19 protein-coding genes are annotated in these 19,246 nt (G+C 52.2%); 11 read left to right on the top strand and 8 right to left on the bottom strand.

Annotation, left to right across the window (positions count from 1 at the left end; genetic code table 11):
* Positions 1-28 precede the first annotated feature (28 nt).
* Entirely contained in the window at positions 29-3,700 is a 3,672-nt protein-coding gene (locus tag AC1DF0_RS22030; protein ID WP_477575327.1) for a DNA polymerase III subunit alpha, read from the bottom strand.
* A gap of 171 nt (positions 3,701-3,871) precedes the next feature.
* Between AC1DF0_RS22030 and AC1DF0_RS22025 the strand changes: the two genes are divergently transcribed.
* The 3 genes from AC1DF0_RS22025 (at position 3,872) to AC1DF0_RS22015 (ending at position 5,083) form a co-directional block, all read left to right on the top strand.
* Positions 3,872-4,198, top strand: a complete 327-nt coding sequence (locus AC1DF0_RS22025) for a YtrH family sporulation protein (protein ID WP_337099612.1) — start codon at positions 3,872-3,874, stop codon at positions 4,196-4,198.
* 3 nt (positions 4,199-4,201) lie between these two features.
* Positions 4,202-4,717: a sporulation membrane protein YtrI gene (locus AC1DF0_RS22020; protein ID WP_477575326.1), complete on the top strand. Its 516-nt coding sequence runs from the start codon at positions 4,202-4,204 to the stop codon at positions 4,715-4,717.
* A gap of 69 nt (positions 4,718-4,786) precedes the next feature.
* Entirely contained in the window at positions 4,787-5,083 is a 297-nt protein-coding gene (locus AC1DF0_RS22015) for a YtpI family protein (RefSeq protein ID WP_442050485.1), read from the top strand.
* A gap of 50 nt (positions 5,084-5,133) precedes the next feature.
* Here AC1DF0_RS22015 and AC1DF0_RS22010 read toward each other — a convergent pair whose 3' ends face one another.
* Positions 5,134-6,486: a DRTGG domain-containing protein gene (locus tag AC1DF0_RS22010; RefSeq protein WP_442050484.1), complete on the bottom strand. Its 1,353-nt coding sequence runs from the start codon at positions 6,484-6,486 to the stop codon at positions 5,134-5,136.
* Positions 6,487-6,569: 83 nt separating this feature from the next.
* Complete coding sequence (locus tag AC1DF0_RS22005; RefSeq protein ID WP_442050483.1) at positions 6,570-7,043, bottom strand: hypothetical protein; 474 nt, start codon at positions 7,041-7,043, stop codon at positions 6,570-6,572.
* A 229-nt stretch (positions 7,044-7,272) separates the two neighbouring features.
* Between AC1DF0_RS22005 and AC1DF0_RS22000 the strand changes: the two genes are divergently transcribed.
* Complete coding sequence (locus AC1DF0_RS22000) at positions 7,273-7,623, top strand: helix-turn-helix domain-containing protein (RefSeq protein ID WP_442050482.1); 351 nt, start codon at positions 7,273-7,275, stop codon at positions 7,621-7,623.
* Positions 7,624-7,755: 132 nt separating this feature from the next.
* Here AC1DF0_RS22000 and AC1DF0_RS21995 read toward each other — a convergent pair whose 3' ends face one another.
* Both AC1DF0_RS21995 and AC1DF0_RS21990 read right to left on the bottom strand, forming a co-directional pair.
* Positions 7,756-8,040 (bottom strand): hypothetical protein, encoded by a 285-nt coding sequence (locus tag AC1DF0_RS21995; protein ID WP_442050481.1) that lies wholly within the window; start codon positions 8,038-8,040, stop codon positions 7,756-7,758.
* A gap of 89 nt (positions 8,041-8,129) precedes the next feature.
* Positions 8,130-8,465 (bottom strand): YlbF family regulator, encoded by a 336-nt coding sequence (locus tag AC1DF0_RS21990; RefSeq protein WP_442050480.1) that lies wholly within the window; start codon positions 8,463-8,465, stop codon positions 8,130-8,132.
* 130 nt (positions 8,466-8,595) lie between these two features.
* On the opposite strand from AC1DF0_RS21990, the gene AC1DF0_RS21985 reads away from it, so the two are divergent.
* From AC1DF0_RS21985 to AC1DF0_RS21965, 5 genes are read left to right on the top strand one after another with little or no spacing between them, the layout of a single operon-like run.
* The gene (locus tag AC1DF0_RS21985) at positions 8,596-9,966 is read left to right on the top strand and encodes a YheC/YheD family endospore coat-associated protein (RefSeq protein ID WP_477575325.1); all 1,371 of its coding nucleotides are present in this window, start codon (positions 8,596-8,598) and stop codon (positions 9,964-9,966) included.
* Positions 9,967-9,977: 11 nt separating this feature from the next.
* Positions 9,978-11,192, top strand: a complete 1,215-nt coding sequence (locus AC1DF0_RS21980) for a YheC/YheD family endospore coat-associated protein (RefSeq protein WP_442050478.1) — start codon at positions 9,978-9,980, stop codon at positions 11,190-11,192.
* Positions 11,192-12,565 (top strand): YheC/YheD family endospore coat-associated protein, encoded by a 1,374-nt coding sequence (locus AC1DF0_RS21975; RefSeq protein WP_477575324.1) that lies wholly within the window; start codon positions 11,192-11,194, stop codon positions 12,563-12,565. The genes AC1DF0_RS21980 and AC1DF0_RS21975 overlap by 1 nt, the downstream gene beginning before the upstream one ends.
* Positions 12,565-13,719 (top strand): YheC/YheD family endospore coat-associated protein, encoded by a 1,155-nt coding sequence (locus AC1DF0_RS21970; RefSeq protein ID WP_442050476.1) that lies wholly within the window; start codon positions 12,565-12,567, stop codon positions 13,717-13,719. Before AC1DF0_RS21975 ends, AC1DF0_RS21970 begins: the two co-directional genes overlap by 1 nt.
* A 2-nt stretch (positions 13,720-13,721) precedes the next feature.
* Positions 13,722-14,198 carry a GNAT family N-acetyltransferase gene (locus AC1DF0_RS21965; protein ID WP_442050475.1) on the top strand — a complete coding sequence of 159 codons (477 nt, stop codon included), beginning with the start codon at positions 13,722-13,724 and terminating at the stop codon, positions 14,196-14,198.
* 66 nt (positions 14,199-14,264) lie between these two features.
* Here the strand turns inward: AC1DF0_RS21965 and AC1DF0_RS21960 are convergent, their stop codons facing one another.
* Complete coding sequence (locus tag AC1DF0_RS21960) at positions 14,265-14,945, bottom strand: HAD family hydrolase (RefSeq protein WP_442050474.1); 681 nt, start codon at positions 14,943-14,945, stop codon at positions 14,265-14,267.
* Between the two features lie 78 nt (positions 14,946-15,023).
* Positions 15,024-15,323 carry a hypothetical protein gene (locus tag AC1DF0_RS21955; protein ID WP_477575323.1) on the bottom strand — a complete coding sequence of 100 codons (300 nt, stop codon included), beginning with the start codon at positions 15,321-15,323 and terminating at the stop codon, positions 15,024-15,026.
* A gap of 181 nt (positions 15,324-15,504) precedes the next feature.
* Between AC1DF0_RS21955 and asd the strand changes: the two genes are divergently transcribed.
* The gene (asd, locus tag AC1DF0_RS21950) at positions 15,505-16,302 is read left to right on the top strand and encodes an archaetidylserine decarboxylase (protein ID WP_442050472.1); all 798 of its coding nucleotides are present in this window, start codon (positions 15,505-15,507) and stop codon (positions 16,300-16,302) included.
* A 97-nt stretch (positions 16,303-16,399) separates the two neighbouring features.
* Here the strand turns inward: asd and AC1DF0_RS21945 are convergent, their stop codons facing one another.
* Complete coding sequence (locus AC1DF0_RS21945; protein WP_337099628.1) at positions 16,400-17,185, bottom strand: AraC family transcriptional regulator; 786 nt, start codon at positions 17,183-17,185, stop codon at positions 16,400-16,402.
* Positions 17,186-17,529: 344 nt separating this feature from the next.
* Between AC1DF0_RS21945 and AC1DF0_RS21940 the strand changes: the two genes are divergently transcribed.
* Positions 17,530-18,825 carry an aminotransferase class I/II-fold pyridoxal phosphate-dependent enzyme gene (locus AC1DF0_RS21940; protein ID WP_477575322.1) on the top strand — a complete coding sequence of 432 codons (1,296 nt, stop codon included), beginning with the start codon at positions 17,530-17,532 and terminating at the stop codon, positions 18,823-18,825.
* Positions 18,826-19,246: the final 421 nt, after the last annotated feature.

The following is a 19,246-nucleotide window of genomic DNA, read 5'->3' as shown; positions in this document are numbered from 1 at the left end:
CTCGGACAAAACTTACATTCCGACCCTGTTACCTTACTACGATCGCACCTTCGCCGAGCAGCGCTTCGATTTCGCTGAAAAGCTTCGGCGATGGCTTAACGCTGTACGCCTCGCTGAGCGCTCGCGACTTCTGGTCGCGTTCGTAGAACAGCACCGTATCGAGCGTGCCATGGTGCGCAGTCAGCACCGCCTTTAGTTTATCCAGCGTGCCGGTCTGATCATTAGCCTCAGTTACTTTAATATAGACCCGCTGCTTCTTGCGCTCTTGAGCAGGCTTAACAGGAATGCTAGCGCTCACTGCGGCAGTTCCAGCAGGCTGAGCCTTATGCTGTTCGACAGCAGGACCCTGAGCGGTGTTCTCGTTGGTCGCATTATTGTTCACGCTAGGCGCGGCACTCGATCTCGTTGTCGTCTGAGCGGTCCCATACGGCCGAGCCGCGCGTCTTGCCGCCTGTCCCTGCAGCTTCCGAACCTCGTAAGCAAGATTAAGCTCGGGGCGGCCCAGAGGAACGACATCTTCCACGATCAGCTTGAAGTCATCATCCTGCTGCTGCACGGTCGCTTGCATAATGACGAGTCCGCCCTTCTCAAGCTTGCTCTCGCACCGCTTCCATACGGCAGGGAAGACGACGGCCTCAACCCGCATGATGCGGTCCTCCACCTCAAGGAAGCCCATCGCATTGCCTTTCTTATTCGTGAACGGCTTCAACGACACGATCATTGCGCTAATAATGGCGGCCGCTCCGTCCTTCGCCTCGCTCAGATCGACAAGCCGCTCCAATCCGAGCGGCTCCAGCTGCGAATCCATCGCGTCAAGCGGATGGCCCGACAAGTATAGGCCGAGCAGATCACGCTCGAGATCGAGCTGCTGACTCGTCGTATACGGCGGGACGTCCGGCATTTCCACATCCCAGTTCTGCACCTCGTCGAAGCCGAAGCTGAACATGTCGATTTGGAGCTCTTCCCGCTCTTTGCGCCATTTCTGCGCGGCTTCCACCGTCTCCTCGAGCGCGCTAAGCTGCTGCGACCGATGACCGGGCAGCGAATCGCACGCCCCTGACTGAATGAGCGACTCCAGCACGCGCTTATTCACAACGCGCAGGTCAACGCGACGACATAAATCGAGCAAGCTGTCGAATGGCCGTTCCTCGCGCACCTTCGATAAAGCTTCAATCGCTTGCGTGCCTACGTTCTTAATCGAAGCCAAGCCGAAACGAACGGACTGGAGGGCCGGCGTGAAGGAAACGCCGCTCTCGTTCACGTCCGGCGGCAGCACCTCAATGCCCATACGCCGGCATTCGTCGACATATTCCGCTGTTTTCCACTGGTTGCCGGTAACCGAAGCAAGCATGGAAGCCATGAACGGAACCGGATAATGCGCCTTCAGCCATGCCGTTTGGAAGGCCAATACGCCATAAGCGGCAGCATGCGCGCGCGGGAAGCCGTAATCTGCGAAACGAACGATCATATCGTATACGAGGTTCGCCTCCGCTTCCGAATAGCCCTGCGACAAGCTTCCCTTCACGAAATGCGCCCGCTCCTCGTCCAGCACCTCGCGTTTCTTCTTCGATACCGCTCGGCGAAGCAGATCGGCTTCGCCGAGCGAGAAACCCGCCATTAGCGAGGCAATCTGCATAATCTGCTCTTGATACACAATGATGCCGTACGTATCAGCTAAGATCGGCTCCAAAGACGGATGCGGATATTGAACCTGCACAAGTCCGTGCTTGCCTTGAATATATTTCGGAATAAACTCCATCGGACCGGGACGGTAAAGTGCCAGCACCGATACGATGTCCTCGAATTCCGAAGGCTTCATCTCGCGCAGCACGCGTCTAACGCCCGTCGACTCGAGCTGGAATATCCCCGTTGTATCACCTCTACCAAGCATTGCATACGTCAGTTCATCATTGTCGTTCACATTACGGAAGTCAATTTCCTTCCCGTGCTGCTGCTTAATCCAGGACAACGTACGCTCCAGAATCGACAGCGTCCGAAGTCCTAGGAAGTCCATCTTCAGCAGTCCGATCGCTTCCAGATGCTCCATGGAATATTGCGTTAGAGGAATCTGCTCGCTGCCTTCCTGAAGCGGCGCATAATGCGTCAATGGCTCGCGTGAGATGACAACGCCAGCAGCATGGGTTGAGGCGTGACGCGGCATGCCCTCTACTTTCATCGCCATCTTGAGCATTGCATCCGTCTTCGGCTGCCGCGCGCAAGCTTCTTGCAGCTCCGTGCTCGTCCGAAGCGCCTCCTCCAGCGTAATGCCAAGCTGCTGCGGAATGAGCTTGGCAGCTCGGTCTACCTCATGAAGCGGAACGCTCATCGCTCTGCCGACGTCGCGCACCGCAGCCTTCGCTGCCATCGTACCGAATGTAATGATCTGAGCGACATGCTCTTCGCCATATTTAGCGGCCACGTAGGCAATAACCTCGTCACGCCGCTCATCGTTAAAGTCGATATCAATATCCGGCATGGTGATCCGTTCGGGATTAAGGAAACGTTCGAACAACAGCTTGTATTTGATAGGATCGACATCCGTAATACGAAGCGTATAGGCGACAAGACTGCCTGCCGAAGATCCCCGGCCAGGCCCTGTCCGAATGCCTCGTTCATGCGAGAATCGGATGAAATCCCACACGATTAGAAAGTAATCGCTGAAGCCCATATTCTCGATGACGGACAGCTCATAAGCAAGGCGATTCTCTATCTTGGAGCGGTATTCCGCATCACTGGCCCATTCCGGCAATCCCGCATAGCGGGCTTGCAGCCCGTCGCTGCATAACGCAGCCAAGTAAGCAGACGAGCTCATCCCTGCCGGCACCGGCCGAAATACAGGCAGCGGCGCCCGGCCCAGCGTCAGCTCGAGCGAGCATTTGTCTGCGATTTCAAGCGTGTGGGCAACCGCCTCCGGAACATGGCGGTACAGCATCTCCATCTCCTCAGGGCTCTTCATGTAGAGCTGATTCGTCAGCATCCGCATCCGGTCCGTATCTTGGGTCGTCTTGCCTGTGCCGATACAGAGCAACACATCCTGCACTTCAGCGTCCTCCGGACGCAAATAATGTACATCATTCGTAGCTACAAGCTTGATGCCCGTCTCCTTCGACAAAGCGATCATAGCGGCCGCTACTTTCTTCTGTTCAAGCATGCCGTGGTCCTGGAGCTCCAGATAGAAGTCATCGCCGAATATATCGCGATAGCGCAGCGCTGCTGCCTTCGCTTCCTCGGGACGGTMATACAGCAGATGCTGCGAGACTTCGCCATGCAAGCATGAGCTTAGGCATACAAGCCCTTCCGCATGTTCGCGAAGCGACTCCATATCGACTCTCGGCTTATAGTGAAAACCTTCCAGGTGGGCAATCGAGCTTAGTTTCATCAGATTGCGATAGCCGGTCTCGTTCTTCGCCAGCACAATCAAGTGGTAGTTCGGATTTTCCTTACGCGTTCCCTTATCCTGCCGATGCCCTGCCGTATAATAAAGCTCGCAGCCGATAATCGGCTTAATGCCTTGCGCACGGCATGCGCGATAGAACGGTATCGCTCCGTACATGACGCCGTGATCCGTTAACGCAAGTGCCTTCATTCCGAGCTCTGCCGCCCGTGAGACTAGATCGCGAATGCGCGCTGCTCCGTCTAGCAAACTGTATTCGCTGTGCACATGCAAGTGCACGAAAGATGCGGAACTCACCTCGTTCATCGCGCACACCCCCTCTCGTCCAAATCGAAATCATTAGCTCTATTTTATCATAATAGACACCTAGACGCCCATAGAATGGTAGCAAGAGCAGGACAGGCCGCATGTAAGGGTTGAATAGACTGCTTAGATCGCAGATTTGCAACAGAACATTTCAGGAGGGTGTGCGTGCTTATGAGTTACTTTTTGTCCAAAGCTGGACTAGACTTCTTCATAGCATTCGGCGTTGTCATCGGAGGCTCGATGCTGGCGGGAATCGGTTCCGTGTTCATGTTGCTGCCTCCCGCGGTAACGATGCTGGATACGGCAGCAAGGCTGAAAATATGGGCAATCGTCGCCGCAATCGGCGGCTCAATCGATCCGGTTCGCGTCATCGAGAGCAACATCGCACAAGGTCAGCTATCGCCTGCCGCCCAACAAATTTGCTTCATCATCATTGCATTTCTGGGGGCTCATCTAGCTACGGAGCTCGTTCGTTTAATATGCAGGGGGACCGCTTAGCCGATGCGATTGCCTCCATTCGACCGTTTCGTAAGGGGACTTCAATTGGCCGGGGTGCTTATGCTAGGCATGCTAATCGGGGCGATCGTATATAATTCGTTCTATATCGCGCAATTCGAGAGGATTGTAAGCCTGAAGAGTGAGCTTGAGGTGCAGTTGGAGCAATACGAGCAGGATATTAAGCATTTGAAAGAGTTCAAAAATCAGCATACCGTCATCAAGAGCATTATTCCGAGAATCGAGACCGAGGCAGGGCAAAATTCAGCAAAGCCAAACTTGGACAAAGTGGCCGAGGCCGAGCTCATTAAGCGCATTAAGGAGGATCTGACCCCCTATATCGGCAAAAGCATTTATGAAATCGACTCCGACGCCCAATTCGCGCGCAGATTGCTCGGACGAATTGACTATAACGATGTGTATGGGAAGAATTATTCGGTTGAGGTCAAGACGATGCTCGTCGTCGACAACGTCCTGCATTTATGGGTAAAATTGCGCTACTCGGCGAAATCACCGTCATAGGCATAGATTGGCCATTCGTGGTACAATCGAAGGTAGCTTAAGAACTTGTTTGAAGGAGTGGCTTGCAAAATGGATCAACTGCTGCAATGGCTGTTATTGCCTTGCATTCTCATTACTCTCGTCTTATCCGTCGTATTCAGCCTCAAATCGCGGCGCGGAACGGACGCCAAGCTGCGCGGCATGAACGCAGCCAAGATGAATATCAGCATGGGCGTCATGCTAATGTTTATTGCGCTGGTTCAATTGTTCCTGTCGAATGAATCGACCGTGCGCATCGTAATCGGCTCGTTATTTCTGGTGCTTGGCGTATTCAATCTATTCGCAGGCTTGCGCAATCTAAGCGTATATCGCACGATGAAGGGCTAATGCCCTTCTCTCGCACCGTACTGCGTTCATCTATCCTCATGGATGGACCGTCAATACGGATCAATCATCTGGGCCGTCATCATCGCCTTGGCGGCCAGTCCTTGATTGTCGTTCACTTCAATCTCCAGCTTCGTAAACTTGCGGCTCATCTCGAGCGCTCTTGGAATGATCGTAATTTCACGATCGATCTGAACAGGCCTTACGTAATAGGTCGTCATACTCTCCATGGAATAGTCCCGCTTGATCGTCTCCCTAATCATCTTCCTGGCCGCTTGCGTCATTAGCGTCGCCAGCACCCCTTCCGATACCATGCCAAGCGCTCCCGACATCTGAGGCGTAATCGCACCCTTATACATGATGCCAAGCTCATGCTGCCCTTGAACGGCCGAGGCCATGAAGCCCGTCCACATTAAATCTTCGAACGTCTCGCCCGACTGCGGCTGTTTGCCAGCGAAACGCATAGCGTCAAGCACCTCTTGTCTCGTTACAACGCCCAGCAGCTTGCGATGCCGGTCAACGATCGGCAGCAGATCTATGCCTTCGGCAGCCATCGTATGCGCGGCAGACGGTACCGTAATGTTCGGCGCTGCCGTGATCGGATGTTTCGTCATGAGACGCTCCACTTCACCCTCTTCAGGAGCTCCGACGGCATCCTTGGCCGTCATCATGCCGACTACCTTGCCCCGCTCGTCTACAACCGGAAATCTTGAATAGCCGCACTCGCGTGACAGCTTATGATAATCGAACACGGTAGCGCCTACCCGCAGTACATCCGCCGGACGGCTGAACGTAACGATATCTTCGATCAGCATAATCTTGCGCTTGATTAATCGATCGTACATCGCGCGGTTAATCATCGAAGCGACAGTGAAAGTATCATGCCGCGATGAAATGATCGGCAAAGCGCGATCATCCGCTAGCGCAATAACTTCCTCGCTGGGCTCGAAACCGCCCGTAATGAGTACGCCTGCCCCTTCTTCCAGCGCGCACCTGTGAGCACCGACGCGGTTGCCGACAATAAGCAGGCTACCTTCATCGATATAACGAAGCATCGCGTCAAGCTCCATAGCGCCGATTACGAATTTATGGAGCGTCTTCTCAAGGCCCGCTGCCCCACCGTACAGACGTCCCTCAACAATCTCCGCCACTTCACCGAAAGTCAACTGATCGAGCGCTTCGCGCCGCTTGCGGTCAATGCGCACCGTTCCTATTCTTTCCTTCGTACTGACGAGACCGGCAGCCTCTGCTTCCTTAAACGCCTTGTATGCTGTGCCCTCGCTTACGCCAAGCGCCTTCGCAATCGGTCGCACCGACAATTTCGTTCCGATCTTCAAATTCTGAATATATTGCAGCACTTGCTCGTGTTTCGTGCTGTTGTCATGGCTAGATCCGCTTGAAGTCATTGCTATTCCTCCGTCCAACCTTTCATCGTCTTCCTCCATTATAAGAGATAGGACCGTGAAAAGTCATGTAAAGCGGAGTCGGCTTAATGATACCACTCGATCTCGACCCGCTCGACCTTAATATCCGCGTTCACCTGCTGTCCGTGCACACCGAGCAGCTTCCATTTCTTGAACAGCTGATTCATCGATTGGACGCTGATTGCCTCCTCGGCACCGTTCATAACGAATTTCTGCCAATCATATTCAATAGGAATCGGGTATCTAGCCGAATGTATAAGGTGATTATCGACTCGAACAGCCTGCGGCGGAATTTCCTCGCATACGCTCGAGAACAGGAATGAGCTTTGCTCGCTATGCGGCCTTGCAATCATATCAGAATTCAATTGCATAATGTATTCGACAATTTGTGTATGTGGATTGACACGGCAACTGAACGACCCTAACGCTGTTGCGGCCTTCTCGACCTTGTGCGACATTTTATACTTAAAGCTGACAACGAAGGGAACCATGCAATAATAGGCCCGTACTTTTCTGAAAAACTCGAATTCATCAACCATTGTTAGCCTCCCTCCACCAAACGGCCCTATTTCATTATCTTACCACTATTAACTCAATTGGTAAATTACTCCTTAACAGACAATGATAATAATAGAGTGATACTTTTTTACACAATTATAGTAAAGAGTCCCTCCCTCCGTCAATGACTATAGTCACTTTTTTAAATACATTCTATAGACAGTTGTTGTGCTTGCATGAAAGAACTATCGTTAGGCTGGGGTGACTTAAATGAGTGGAATTTCGAAGCTTATCGGAGAAAATATACGATCGCATCGCAGAAGAAAAGGGCTGAGCCAAGAGCAGCTTGCGCTTCGCGCCGAAATAAACGCCTCTTACATGGGACAAGTCGAACGCGGCGAGAAAAATCCGACCATCGATGTGCTTGCCAAGATTGCAGCCGCGCTCCAGACGCCGCTTGAGCATATCGTTAATATCGACGACTCCTTGCCGCAAGCAGCAGATGGCGGCAGCGATTATGCGGACAAGATCGCCCTTCAATTGAACGGTCTGACTGCGCGAGAGCAGGAAGCGGTATACAAATTCGTAAAGCAGCTCGTTCAATTCAAAGATACCAAATAGTAACGATAGCCAAATTCAAAGCCGACAACGATATCTGCAACAAAAAGAAGACCTAGAGCGCTTATTAGCGAGCTGCTAGGTCTTCTTCTTGTCCACATGCGAGACACTGCTCTGCGCAAGATGTCTTATCCGTTAACGCGACTGTTTCGCGACTGATTTCCGTTGCATCATCTTCCGCTCCATAAGCACGTACTTCGCTCTCTTGATTCTCGCCAGCTCCTTGCGCTTCTCCTCGTCCATCAGCAGCAATTCGTTCACGTTCGCCGTTACGACCAGCAGCGCGAGCGCTACCCAGATGTATCCGAAGACGCTTGATACGCTAAGCGGGTCGCCGAGCTCAAGACGCGGCAGCGCGTAGACGAGCATCGCTAGCGCAAGCAGCAAATAGAGCACATGACGGGCTCTCCCCGAAAACATAGCCTTCAACTCCTTCATCCTCATATGCGTCCGACCTGTAACCCTCGTCCGCATTATTAGGGTATGAACAAGCTTGGCCGGATATGACTCTATCCCGCGATTGCCTTCAGAACGTCATTCAGTAATCGATTAATATCCTCGAATACGACCGCAAGCTGCCGCTCTGCCTCTAGGACGCTGGCAATTAACGGATTTCCCGCGATCTCTTCATACAGCTTCGTAATCGACGCCATCTCCGCTTCGGTCGGTTCCTCGCCGCTCATCATTTTCTGCTGAAGCTCCATCTGGCGCTCCCGGAAGCCTTCCATGATCCGCGAAGCCTCAGGATCGGCCTCCATTGCCCGTTTAACTGTCTTCAACTGCTCCGCCTCGCTGCTATCCTTAAGTGCTTTCGCTAGATCATAAGCTTTGTCATATACATTCATTGGATCGACTCCTCGTTCGTTTTTTTCGATTCACAAAGGCTAGATGTCCTCATATGATAAATTAATTCGTGTTAAATACCTATTTTCGTTCCCAACCACCCGTTATCTCCTGCTTGGAAGGAGCTCTAAGATGCTCAAATCGAAAGTATCCGTACAGGTCATAAGCTCCGGCATGCTGCCGGAGGATACGCTCATGCTCGGCGAAGCGCAGATGAAGCGTCTCCGAATTCCGCAGGGCCAGCATATTACGCTAAGGTTCGGCTCGTTCCGTCATAATATCAAAGTAATCGCGATTCCTAAGTTCGAAGGGATGCGCGTGAGCCAGAGCCTCGCCAAGAAGATGGGCCTCTCCCACAACGCTTCCGTGGGACTGCGTTACACGGAAGATACGTCATCCCTTGTTCTTGGTCCGCTGATCGGCGTATTGATCAGCCGTGATTATCCGAATATGCCGGATAAGCCGTTCGGCTCGATTACGATGTTCTGCCGGGAACTCGTGGATGCTTGTACGGAGCATGGGGCTTTCGTCTACTTCTTCACGCCGAACCAGCTTGGCAGCATGAATGCCATCAGCGGCTGGGTATTCAATAACGTCTGGATGAAAACATCCATGCCGATGCCCGATGTCGTCAATAACCGCATCACATCGAGGAAAATGGAGAGCAGACCCAGCGTACAACATTTCCTGAATGAAGTAAAACTTCATCATACTACTGTCGTATTCAACGAGAAGTTTCTCGATAAAGCTGAAGTATTCGATGCGTTAAAAAAAGACGAGACCGTCGCCCGCTACTTGCCCGAATCGCATCTGCTGCGCAATTACACGATGCTGAACGCCATGTGCTCCCGCTACAGCAGCGTTTTCCTTAAGCCGATTCGAGGCAGCCTCGGCAAGGGTATTATCCGCATTACGCGCGGGGAATCGAATAACGGCTATTTAGCTATGTTCGCCACTGCGAGCGGCAGCCGCAAGCAATTGTTTACTAATCTTGAGAAGCTCTTCTCGACGATCTCTACCAAGATGAAGACGATTCGTTACCAGATTCAACAAGGTCTGCAACTGATCGAAATTCAGAAGCGGCCCGTCGACTTCCGCGCGCTGGTACAGAAAAATGCCAAGGGCACGTGGGCGATTACCTCGATCGTCGCTCGTACGGCCGGCGACCAGCATTTCGTATCCAATCTGGCCCGAGGCGGAACGCTCAGCACGGCGGCCGAAGCGATCGGCAAATCGAATTTGCAGAACGGAATCAACAAGCAGGAAGCCTCCGTAAGGCTGCGGCAGGCGGCGCTTCATATTGCCAAGGGCGTCGATACGCAAATTCCCGCGCATTTCGGAGAGCTTGGCATCGATCTGGCCATGGATACGAATGGCCGAGTTTGGCTGTTGGAGGTCAACTCCAAGCCGTCCAAAAACGACAACACTCCGCTTAACGACAACAAAATACGCCCTTCCGTGCTTGCTCTAATCCAATATTCCCGTTTCTTATCGGGCTTCTGACGGAGGCTGCCATGAAACTACCTAATGTTATTATCGGAATCTATGTCGCTTCCATCATCCCAACTGCCAATGCTGACCTCGAGCCTGAGCTGCCTGAACCATCCTTCTATCGTCAGCTTGCCATTGCTGCGGAGCGTCTCTGCATACTGCTATATGTATTCACAGCAGAGGGGTGGCAACCTGGTGCTCGCGAGCTGATCGGCTATCGCTGGCAAGAAGGACGTTGGCAGCAGCAGACTTGTCCGCTGCCCGACGTTGTCTACGACCGCCGCTTTTGCACTGATGCGGTAAGCCGGCGAAACAGCCGTCATATCTTATCCCAAATAAAGCTAGCTAAGCCGCATATACTTCTTAACAGCAGCCTTCCATCCAAGCTCGAAGTCTATGACGCGCTTAAGCAAAACAATAGGCTGGCGCCGTTTCTCCCATCCACGCTGCCCTACAGTTCCCCTTCTCAGATTGAACCGCTGCTTGCGTCCTATCCGGATGGGCTCGTCCTTAAACCGGGAGCAGGCATGCATGGGATCGGCGTCATTCATATAAAGCTGAATACAGAAGAACAATCGGTACACATGAATGGCCGTACGCGAAGCAATCGCATTTTCACCAAGACGTTCACCCTAGCAACAACCAACTGGTGGCACTGGTTGGATCGGGTTACTGCCCGTACTCCCTATATTCTTCAGCCCTACTTCCCGCTTAACGATAAAGAAGGATATCCCTTCGACATCAGGGTCTTGCTTCAGAAGAATGAGCAAGGCCTTTGGCGCTTGACCGGCATAGCTGCCCGCCGAGGGGCTCAAGGCGCGTTAACCTCTAACCTGCACGGCGGAGGCGGCGCCACGCTACCGCAAAGCTTGCTTGAAATCAACTATGGCAAGCCGCAATCCGAACGTTTGCTAGACCAAATCCATATGATAAGTGAGCAGGCAGCTGAGCATCTCGAGGGCCGCTACGGAAGATTCGCTGAGCTTGGCTTCGATTACGGCATTGAGCCGGGCGGCCGCCTATGGCTGCTTGAAGTCAATTCGAAGCCCGGCCGCGCTTCGTTCCGCCTCATCGGTGACGATAGCGCCGAGCGACATTCCATTGAACGCCCACTCTTATACGCTAGATTTATCGCGAGACGATTATATGCTACGGCTGCAGTCCATGAATCCGCTAACGGCCGACAAGCGCAGGATCCGAAACGACTACGGCCTTTCAACGTTCAGGAGGTTCATTGATGAGTTTGACAACGTGTAATGTGCACTTCTCTCCACAGTCCGATAAAGTCATTTATTTGTCGAGCCCGTTGCTCAAGCAGCTTAAACTGGCCGGTAAAAAATCGATTCATCTCAAATTAGGCAATGAGGTCATCACGACCGAGCTCAAGGCGTTGAAGCGCCCGGGCAACCATCTCTATCTGTCCGCGGGCGTACGGCAATTGATTAAAGTGCCGAAGTCAGGCAACGTGTACGTGCTCGCCAGCGGCGAGAACGAAGTCCAGATCGGGCCGCTCGTAGGCATTCTTAGCGACTCGAACGTGCACTCCGAAAGCTATCCGTTCGGAGGGCGCACGAACTTTATTAAACAAATTATTCGCATGGGCGAGGATAAAGCTTATTTATTCGGCTTCACGCCAAGCGACATTAATTGGCAGCTAGAGACCGTCAACGGCTACTTCCTTAGCCCCCAAGGCGGCTGGTATCGCAAAGTCGTTCCGCTGCCCGATGTCGTCTACAACCGCCTGCCGAACCGCAAGGCCGAATTCTCGACGTCCATCAGCTCGCTGCGCGAGAAGTTCGTACGGCGGAAAATCCCTTTTTTCAACTGGAGCTTCTTCAATAAATCCGACGTGTATAAGCTGCTCGACAACGATCCCGAGGCGCTGAATCACTTGCCTGAATCGGTATCGAATCCGACACCGGAGAAGATGAAGGAGATGCTTGAGAAGCATCAATTTTTATATTTCAAGCCGACAGCAGGAAGTCTTGGGGTTGGCATCTATCGGCTGACTTATCACTCGAAGCGCGGTTATTTCGTACGTTATCGCAAGGGCAGGCAGAACGTTCTGCTTCGCTTCCCGAACTTCAACAGTCTCATGCGCATGCTGCAAGCGCGTCACGGCAATACCTTTAATCAATACGTCGTTCAGCAGGGCATTCGACTCGTTGAGATCGACAGCTGCCCGCTAGACTTCCGCTTCCATATGCATAAGAACGGCAAAAATGAATGGGTTCCCGCAGGCATCGGAGCGAAGAAGGCCGGCCGCGGGAGCGTGACAACCCATGTGAAGAACGGCGGACAGCTGATGACGCCGGAACAGGCGCTTAGCCGGACGTTCGGTGCGCAGGCGGATACTGTGCTGGACAAAGCGAAGAGTGTCGCGATTAAGTTGTCTGAAGCGATTGAACGAAATTACCCTCATCGTCTTGGCGAACTCGGACTCGACCTTGGCATCGACAAGGACGGTGAAGTATGGATGTTCGAGGCGAACGCGAAGCCGGGCCGTTCCATCTACAAGCATCCTGCACTTCGTTCGGAGGGTCGTGCTTCCGTTTCGTACATTTTGGAGCACTGTATGTATCTTAGCCACTTCCAAGGAGGTAATGGCTAATGGAGAGCTTGCTTCCGGATGAGACGGACATCAGAGAGCTTCGCGCCGGCAGAACAGTACTCGCTATACTGACCATCGATGACGATACTCAACTTTTCCGGGGCAACCGCAATAACTTCATCGATATTATTCGTGTAGGTCAAGGTATGGGGTTTATCGTCTACGTCGTGACTGTGAAAAACTTGCTGTTAACCCGGAGCAACCTGAATGGCTACGTATACAACGAGGAATCCGAAAGCTGGTTGCCACGGCTGCTGCCGTTTCCTGATATTATCTACAATCGGATTCCTCAGCGCGAGGATGAGATGCTTCCAGCCGTTAAGCAGAAGATCGCTGCCTGCCAGAAGCACCCTCGCGTCAGGCTGTTCAATCCTTCCTTCTTCAACAAATGGGAGATGTTCGAGTGGCTGCGCGACTCCAAGTCCACCAAACCATTCATTCCTACGACCCGCAAGCTGATGTCGCTGTCGAGCCTGGGCCAGATGATGGATAAATATTCCTTTATCTACTTGAAGCCGGAGAGCGGCAAAGCGGGCAAAGGCATTATGACGATCAAGTTCCAAGCGGCCAGAGAGCTTCCTTATCGGTTGAAAATACAAGAGCGCAAGAAGAGCTCCACCTACAGCTGCAGCTCGATTACGAAGCTATGGACTCGTATCCAGAAGGAAAGCGCCGGAGAAGCTTACATTGCGCAGCAAGGCATTAAGCTCGCTTCCTTCAACGATCGCCATTACGACCTGCGCGTGCTCGTCCAGAAGAATAGCCGCGGGCAATGGGATATTACCGGCATCGGCGCCCGTATCGCAGGCAGCTCGAGCATCACGACACATGTGCCTCGAGGCGGCATGATTGAAGATCCCGAGAAACTGCTTGTGTATACATTTAACGAGGATAACGCGCGTAAGCTGTTATTAAAAGCGAAAGCGACAGCGATTCTCATCGCCAAGCAGATTGAACGGGCATCGAAGCAGCTGCTTGGCGAGATGTCGATGGATCTGGGTATCGACAGCGAAGGCAGCATCTGGTTTTTCGAAGCGAACTCAAAGCCAATGAAATTCGACGAGCCGCATATTAGACAGAAATCGCTGGAGCGGATTTTTCATTACAGCTCCTATCTAGCCAGGAAAAAAACGAGCACGGCGGGAGGCATGTAACGATGGAAGTGGAGCTGCTTGCGCCGGATAGATGGCGTACCGAGAAGAAGAGACTGATCGGCTTCGCCCTTCGCTTCGGCGATAAGCGGCTAGCTATCGCGACGATGCATGCGCTGCGCAAGCTGGATGATTCAACGCTTGAATCAGATGCTAGCGGTGTGTATACAGCAGTCATTGCCGTCGCTGTCCACGGCAGCCGCATCGTCGGCTTCGGCTTCGCTGCCGATGGCGGCGAAGGGGGCAGTCTAGTCGTCGTGCATCCGGATGCTCGAGGACTGGGCATTGGCGGCAAAATCGTGGAAGCGATGATAGGACGTCTCGGTTCTATGACTTGCAATGTCGCTGTCGACAATACCGCAAGCATGGCGATCTGCTTCAAGCTCGGTATGAAGGCTGTCTCTATGCATCGCGGCCCCACGGGCAAGCCTACGCTGCGCTTCGAGAAAACAGCAGAGTTGGGAGCTCCGGTCAAGGTGTGAATATTTGAACAAAACGGCCGTCCAGTCTGCGTCGATGCGCAGCCTAGGCGGCCGTTAATGATATCTTTAATACCGTTCAATCCATTCTCGCAATTCACGAAAATCCGAAATAAGAATATCCGCGCCTTCGAGCTCGTTGCGCTTGCCATAGCTCGCATAGGCGCAGCCGATTGTTGACAAGCCGTTGCCCTTCCCTGCTTCCACATCGGAGGAGCGATCTCCCACCATCCATGCCGACCGGACGCCATGATCGCTCAGCAGTCTGGCAACTAGGTCCACCTTGCTGGCTGTCCCGTATTCGCCTGCGCTGTACAAGCCTTCGAATAAAGGGGCAATTCCCTTATACTCCGCTACACCCTTCACATAAGCCTCCAGCCCGTTGCTTGCGACGAACAGCTTGACATCCCGCTCCTTCAACCAAACAAGTGTCTGCTCCACATAAGGATATAACTCGCCCTCGCCCGCTTCGAGCCCTTCCAGCTCGTACTGGAGCATCAGTTCATCTGCGCGCCTTCTGGCCGCTTCAGAGCTATCAGGCATGATCTGACGCCATATATCTTCCAGCAACATGCCGAGACAGCTAAGCAGCTTGTCTACGGGCGGCGTCTCCTTCATATACAGCTTCTCTTCGCGAAGCGTCTCGAACAGCCGTTTATGCACTTGTACGAGCAGCGTTTCCGTTTCGAATAACGTTCCATCCATATCAAATATAACCGCTTCCGGCTTTGTAAGCTGTTTCTCGTTCATTATATAGGTTCGCCTCCAGTAGTCCAGTTCCATTGCTGCCCTTATCATACTGGAGCGGCCAATACCATCGCAACCCGCTTACGGAGTTTTCGGCGTTTTCAACGCTAAGACGCTTGCAAGCTTCCATAGCGTATACGGTCCAATATAAGCTCCGCTTACTAGAAAAACAGGATTAATAAGCACCCGATGAACCTCCGTCATAAAGACGGTGTCCCTCATTATCGTAGTCGCCACTGCCGTTGAGGCGATGACGAAAAAAAGGAAGAATGCAATAACCGCCAGTCCATCGCACAGCCGCCGCAAGCCGGCGTTTCTTCCGCTGATCCAGCCTAGCAGAAGCGCCCCAGCCGCGAGTCCGACTCCGCTCATTACCATCATCTATGATCACCTCTTACTGACCAGCATCGTCGATATTTTTCAGAAATAAACGCTTACGCAAATAATGAACCTGTGTATTGTAAATTGGATTCGGATATGTCACACTGTTTGGGGGCAAGCGCTTAAGAAACGGATCCAAAGCCCTGCATGAAAGGAAAGGAAAGGACGTGACGGTAAGAGCATGATGATATGGCTGCTTCGTTCCATGACTGAGTTAAGCTCGCGCAAATGGATTTCCCGGATGACCGGAGGATTCGCCCAGTCAGCCGCCAGCCGCCATCTAATTGCAAGGTTTGCAGCTATGTATGGCATAAAGGTGGAGGAGGCCGAAAAGCCCCTCTCTGAATATAGAACGTTAAATGAATTTTTCACCCGCCGGCTTAAGCACGGCATGAGACAGATCGATGGCGGCGAAGACCAGGTGGCCAGTCCCGTAGATGCGCTGATCACCGGAGCCGGCCGCATTCAGGACGGGACGATCATGAACGTCAAGGGACAGGACTACACCGTAGAAGAATTGCTTAATCGTTCTCCGCGCGCCTCTTCCTATCTGGGCGGCTATTACATGGTCTTATATTTAAGCCCTACCGATTATCATCGCATCCATGTACCGGTAAGCGGAACGGTCGTAGAGCGGGAGCACATAGCCGGCAAGGTGTATCCGGTCAACGACTTCGGATTGCGCCATATGCGAAGAGTGTTAAGCCGCAACGAAAGGCTTATTACCTACATACGGAACGAGTTCTGGGAAACGGCGGTCGTCAAGGTCGGCGCTATGAACGTCAGCAGCATTAAGTACGTTGAGCCGCTTCAAGACGAGGTTACTAAAGGTGACGAGCTCGCCTACTTTTCCTTCGGCTCTACCGTCGTCCTGCTGATGGAAGATGACAGCTTCGCTCCGCGCGAGGATATCGAGGTCGGACTGAAAGTGAAGATGGGCGAACGTCTTGGGCGTATATTGCCGAAGCAACCACTATAACCGAGAGTAGAAACAATAAAAAGACTTCTTATGATGACAGCCTAGGCGGCATCGTAAGAAGTCTTCGTTATTGTAAGATTCAATATGGAATTAAGGCTCAACGTATTTCCGATGGACTTCTGCCCGTATATTGCTTGAATTGGCGGCTGAAGAAAAATATATCTCGATAGCCAAGCGCATCGGCTACTTCGGTGACGTTCATGCCCGCATGCATAAGCAAATGCTGCGCACGTTCGATCCGGGTACGAATCATATACGTCTGAACAGACATCCCGATCATTTCCTTGAATTTCATCGAAAAATACCGCGGCGAAAGCTGCGCCCGCATCGCCAGATCTTCTACGCGATGCGCGATGCTCGGATTTTGGCGAACGTAATTGGCGATCTCGTGGATAGCTTCCGTCAGTTGATTGCTCGCTTTCTTCTCCACCGGCGCCGCATTGTCCTCGCGCAGCAAATGAATGATGAGCTGCTTAAGCACAAGCTTCGCTTCTTCTTCCGCCGCATACGTTTGTACTAAAAATAAACGAACGTAACGCGATAACATATATTCGAAATCCACTGTATCCGTAAGCACACGATGACGCTCTGGCACTGAATCGACAGCTTCATCCACTTTAAAATGAATATATGTCAATACAAGAGGTTTCTGGGGATTATGAGTCGCGCTCGTGTGATCACCGGGCCGGAACAAGAAGCAGCTTCCCTTGCTTACTTCATAGATCGAACCGTTAATTTCTACTTCCCCTTCGCCGCTCCATACATAGAATAGATCGTAATTAGGTATCGGCTTCTCGCGTCTTGCCCAGCGCCATCCAGGCTCGCAGACGATCTTGGCAAAGGCAGGCTGCAAAACTAAAGAATCAGGCGATACGTGCAGCATATAAAAATCCTCCCCCGCCAGCGAAACAAACCGCTTTCCTTCCCATCTCGAAGCAGCATTTGTCGCGCGGGCCCATAATAGGCAGCTAACGCTTACAGAGCAGCAACCGTTGTTGCTCGTCCAAACATATGTCGTCATCATACAACAGCGATAAAGTTTTGTGCAAGCCGTACAACAATGTGACTAGATTTCGCAAAAAATTTGCTATGAGAATGGTTTGCACCTTAGAAAAAATGTTATAATAGCACCCGACAAGAAGATTAGGCCTGTAACGCGTCACAGACCGGCAGTTCTAGCCAATAATAACTTATACGAATCATCTCGGAAGGATGGAATGAAGTCTAATGAACCCACTTGCACAGCAGTTAAATGAGACGTTGCAAACGGAAAATCCGAACGTCTACGCCATGTTATCGGCTTTAGGCAAAGCGATTTATTTTCCGAAGGAGGGCATCCTCAGCCAATCCGCTGAAGCAAAGACGAAGGCGAAGAAGTTCAACGCTACGATCGGAATTGCAACAGAGGGCGGTGTGCCTATGCATCTCAAAGTGATTCAAGAGACGCTGACCGCTTATAATCCGAAGGATCTTTACGAATATGCACCTCCTGGCGGCAAGCCGGAGCTTCGCTCTGCTTGGCGCACGAAGATGATTAAAGATAATCCGTCTCTTGAAGCCAAGGGCTTCGGGACGCCTGTTGTAACGAATGCATTGACGCACGGCCTTAGCATTGTTGCCGACCTGTTCGCCGATGCTGGAGATGCCGTAGTCATTCCAAATAAAAACTGGGAAAACTATGAGCTCACCTTCGGCGTACGCCGTGGCGCTGAGATCGTCGAGTATCCTTTATACAACAATGAAATGAAATTCAACAGCCAAGGTCTTCGCGAAGCGTTGCTCGCTCAGAAGGACAAAGGCAAAGCAATCGTCGTGCTTAACTTCCCGAACAACCCAACAGGCTACACGCCAGGTCCTCAGGAAGGCGACGAGATCGTAGCTGCGATTCGCGATGCTGCGGAAGCTGGCATCAATGTTGTGGCTGTTACCGATGATGCTTATTTCGGACTGTTCTTCGAGGATTCCTTGCACGAGTCGCTTTTCTCCAAGCTTGCGGAACTGCACCCGCGCGTGCTTGCGATCAAGGTTGACGGCGCTACGAAAGAAGAGTATGTGTGGGGCTTCCGCGTAGGGTTCATTACCTACGCATCTTCATCGGCTGCTGCGCTCGCAGCGCTTGAGCAGAAGACGGTCGGCATTATTCGCGCTACGATTTCGAGCGGACCGCATCCGTCGCAGACTTTCGTGCTTCGCGCTCTGCAATCGCCGGAGTTCGAGCAGCAGCGGGCCGAGAAATACGATATTATGAAAGGCCGCGCCAATACCGTGAAGACCCTGCTCGACAGCGGCCGTTACGGCGATGTGCTGAGCTACTATCCGTTCRACTCCGGTTACTTCATGTGCCTCAAGCTGAGCGGTGTTACAGCTGAAGCTGTTCGCAACCGCCTGCTGGACGAATACGGCATCGGAACAATCGCGCTTGGCGAGACCGATCTGCGAGTCGCGTTCTCTTGTATCGAGGAAGAAAACTTGGAAGAACTGTATGACACGATCTTCAAAGCGGTTCAAGAGCTGCTAGCGTAAGAAACAGGGAAGACACAAAAAATGGTTTCATTAAAAAGGACCTCCGCCTTCACTTTACAGTGAAATGCTGAGGTCCTTTGTGTATAATCGGGATGCTCCTAACGTACGGCACTTTCAGGACTGGCCACTCTGGCACCAAAGCCTGAGCACAACCCGACCTCTCCTACTGAAATGACGTTTTGCCTGTATTTCATACAGTCTACTCGGCCCCAATCGCCTGTTAAGCGACTTTTGAGTGGAAAACATACAGTCAAAACCGACATTTTAGCCCTCAGCAGGGTAGCGTCAAGAAGTTTGTGTAAGAAGGTAGGAATATCCATTGGGGAGACGGGTGTGAGTTGTGTTTGAATATTCTGAAAAAATAGTCGGTAGGGCTTAGCTCCTATTCGACTGGAACTTATTGGTTAACCAATGGCCTGTG

Source organism: Paenibacillus sp. 05T425, assembly GCF_056396205.1.
Note: the sequence above shows the minus strand (reverse complement) of the source record. Positions and strands in the feature narration are given on the sequence as shown.

Coding starts and splice junctions, on each gene's coding strand:
- AC1DF0_RS22025 (WP_337099612.1), top strand. CDS start 3,872: ATGAGTTACTTTTTGTCCAAAGCTGGACTAGACTTCTTCATAGCATTC.
- AC1DF0_RS22020 (WP_477575326.1), top strand. CDS start 4,202: ATGCGATTGCCTCCATTCGACCGTTTCGTAAGGGGACTTCAATTGGCC.
- AC1DF0_RS22015 (WP_442050485.1), top strand. CDS start 4,787: ATGGATCAACTGCTGCAATGGCTGTTATTGCCTTGCATTCTCATTACT.
- AC1DF0_RS22010 (WP_442050484.1), bottom strand. CDS start 6,486: ATGACTTCAAGCGGATCTAGCCATGACAACAGCACGAAACACGAGCAA.
- AC1DF0_RS22005 (WP_442050483.1), bottom strand. CDS start 7,043: ATGGTTGATGAATTCGAGTTTTTCAGAAAAGTACGGGCCTATTATTGC.
- AC1DF0_RS22000 (WP_442050482.1), top strand. CDS start 7,273: ATGAGTGGAATTTCGAAGCTTATCGGAGAAAATATACGATCGCATCGC.
- AC1DF0_RS21995 (WP_442050481.1), bottom strand. CDS start 8,040: ATGTTTTCGGGGAGAGCCCGTCATGTGCTCTATTTGCTGCTTGCGCTA.
- AC1DF0_RS21990 (WP_442050480.1), bottom strand. CDS start 8,465: ATGAATGTATATGACAAAGCTTATGATCTAGCGAAAGCACTTAAGGAT.
- AC1DF0_RS21985 (WP_477575325.1), top strand. CDS start 8,596: ATGCTCAAATCGAAAGTATCCGTACAGGTCATAAGCTCCGGCATGCTG.
- AC1DF0_RS21980 (WP_442050478.1), top strand. CDS start 9,978: ATGAAACTACCTAATGTTATTATCGGAATCTATGTCGCTTCCATCATC.
- AC1DF0_RS21975 (WP_477575324.1), top strand. CDS start 11,192: ATGAGTTTGACAACGTGTAATGTGCACTTCTCTCCACAGTCCGATAAA.
- AC1DF0_RS21970 (WP_442050476.1), top strand. CDS start 12,565: ATGGAGAGCTTGCTTCCGGATGAGACGGACATCAGAGAGCTTCGCGCC.
- AC1DF0_RS21965 (WP_442050475.1), top strand. CDS start 13,722: ATGGAAGTGGAGCTGCTTGCGCCGGATAGATGGCGTACCGAGAAGAAG.
- AC1DF0_RS21960 (WP_442050474.1), bottom strand. CDS start 14,945: ATGAACGAGAAACAGCTTACAAAGCCGGAAGCGGTTATATTTGATATG.
- AC1DF0_RS21955 (WP_477575323.1), bottom strand. CDS start 15,323: ATGATGGTAATGAGCGGAGTCGGACTCGCGGCTGGGGCGCTTCTGCTA.
- asd (WP_442050472.1), top strand. CDS start 15,505: ATGATGATATGGCTGCTTCGTTCCATGACTGAGTTAAGCTCGCGCAAA.
- AC1DF0_RS21945 (WP_337099628.1), bottom strand. CDS start 17,185: ATGCTGCACGTATCGCCTGATTCTTTAGTTTTGCAGCCTGCCTTTGCC.